Origin of the sequence: Haloferula sp. (assembly GCF_049672945.1) — a bacterium.
Lineage (GTDB): Bacteria > Verrucomicrobiota > Verrucomicrobiia > Verrucomicrobiales > Akkermansiaceae > Haloferula.
On record NZ_JBATWY010000071.1, the window covers coordinates 1 to 1,772 of the forward strand.

Sequence of the window (1,772 nt, forward strand, 5' to 3'; positions counted from 1 at the left end):
GGCTGATTGTCTTTCATTAACTCACGAGCGAGCCGGAGTTGGTGAGATGGCTGCTCTGGTTCGGCAGTTACAAGTCGCCTGGCCTCGGCGAGTGCCGGACTGTCCTGAGCGGCAGCGGGCGATGGGATCAGTAAGAGCAGGGCGAGGAAGAAGCATGCGAGTCGACCTAACAGAGCGGCGAAGTCGGGAGGTCTGAACGAGCTGCTGCGTGAGCCGAATGACGAGTTGGCGTGTTCGCGAATCCCTTCAGCAAGCTCGGGGTGAGTGGAAGAGATTACATCCGCCACTTCGGTGGCCGATGCTCCGGGAGGCAGACCGCTGTATTCTCGCAGCAATGGAAGCATCTCGTCGTCGATGATCGAGGTGTTCAGTGTCTCGGCTTGGTCTTCGCGACGGATCGACAAATTTCGAAGGCGCTTCATCAGGATTCTGCGAGGCGACTGTTGGTGGTTCCGGATCCGTCGTAGAAGGAGTCCAAGAAGTGGCAGCAGAGGTGCCACGGTGGCGGCGAGCAGCAGGCTTCTCGGGAAATTCATTGCCAGCGGGCGGACGACTGCGGCTCGCAGTTGGTCTGCCACAACGGCTGAACCAGCTTGATCCACAACCTTCCCGAAGCCTTTGGTGACCGGGTGCGAAACCCATTTTCCTGCGACCGTGTCGAAGGTCGCCAAAGACAGTGCCGGGAGGGCTGCTGAGTCTTTGATGGGAAGGAGTCGTTGGATGAAAGTGCCCCGGTGGTAGTCAATTTTCGAATCCTCGGCTTCAGTGAGTTCGGTCTGAATCGAGCGAAACTGCGGGGTTGAGAAGTCTGGTTCGACGAAACTTGCTGGGTCACCACGCCCTTCGAAATCGATGATGATTGAGAACGGCTCGCCCGGTTCGGGAGACTCTGGGTCAAGGCGTCCTTCTACCTTCCAATCACCGACTAAGCCTAGGAGCTTCGCATGTTTGTCAGAGAGGGGAGGCAGGGGGCTCACAGGGATCACCTTGTTGAAAATCTGCGTCCTATTGGGATATTCGCCGGACTTTACTGTTGAGGCAATTTGCAGAGAAATATCGGTGGCCTCGGACGCGACGGTGAAGAATGTCTTCGAGCGATTGACCGAGACCTTCTCACCCTTGTATTCGGACGACGATAGCGAGCTATGGGCGCGCCCCATCCCGAATGCTCCAGTCCCGATAGGTGCCAGTGGCGTATTATGTTGGGCACCGCTTTTGACGTGAAGTCGGAATCTTCCGCCATGAATTTCGAGAGTCGGAACAAGGAACTTCGGACGGCCAAATCCCCGCGGAGAGATTTGCAGGATGTCGACGTCGACTTGCTGGCCCTGCCAGAGACGATCGGGCGGAGAGGGTCCACCGTTCCAGAATACGGCAAGCTGGGAGATCGACTCCGGGGCGGAGTTCGCCTCGGCGACCAGTGGCGGGCAGCGAAAAAGAAGTCGATCATTACCGATACTCAATGGCACAGGAGGTAACTCGAAAGAGCCCGGCCTAAGCGGGAGAATGTCGATCTCCAGCCGATGAAGTGGCTCATTGGTATCGGGGCGGAAGCTGCGATGGGCGAGCATTCGAACGCGGGCGTCGTCGGGCAAGGAGCCTGTGACCTTGATCGGCTCTTCGGCTGTTAGAGTGAGCGTTGCCAGGCCCTCGGCATGGATGGCTGGCGGGTCGACAAATGTGTACTCCGCCGCTTGGCCGGGAGCTACGAGCAGCAATGCTGTCAGGAAGATGGAGGGAAGTCGTGACATCGCTCAGTGGTCTGGGAGGGG

The 1,772-nt window shown here is 58.2% G+C and carries 1 protein-coding gene; it reads right to left on the minus strand.

Annotated features, from left to right (window positions below; all coding sequences use genetic code 11):
* Positions 1 to 1,751: hypothetical protein (locus WBG04_RS05820; RefSeq protein WP_424313439.1), on the minus strand; the 1,751-nt coding region annotated here is incomplete at its 3' end.
* Between the last annotated feature and the right edge of the window lie 21 nt (positions 1,752 to 1,772).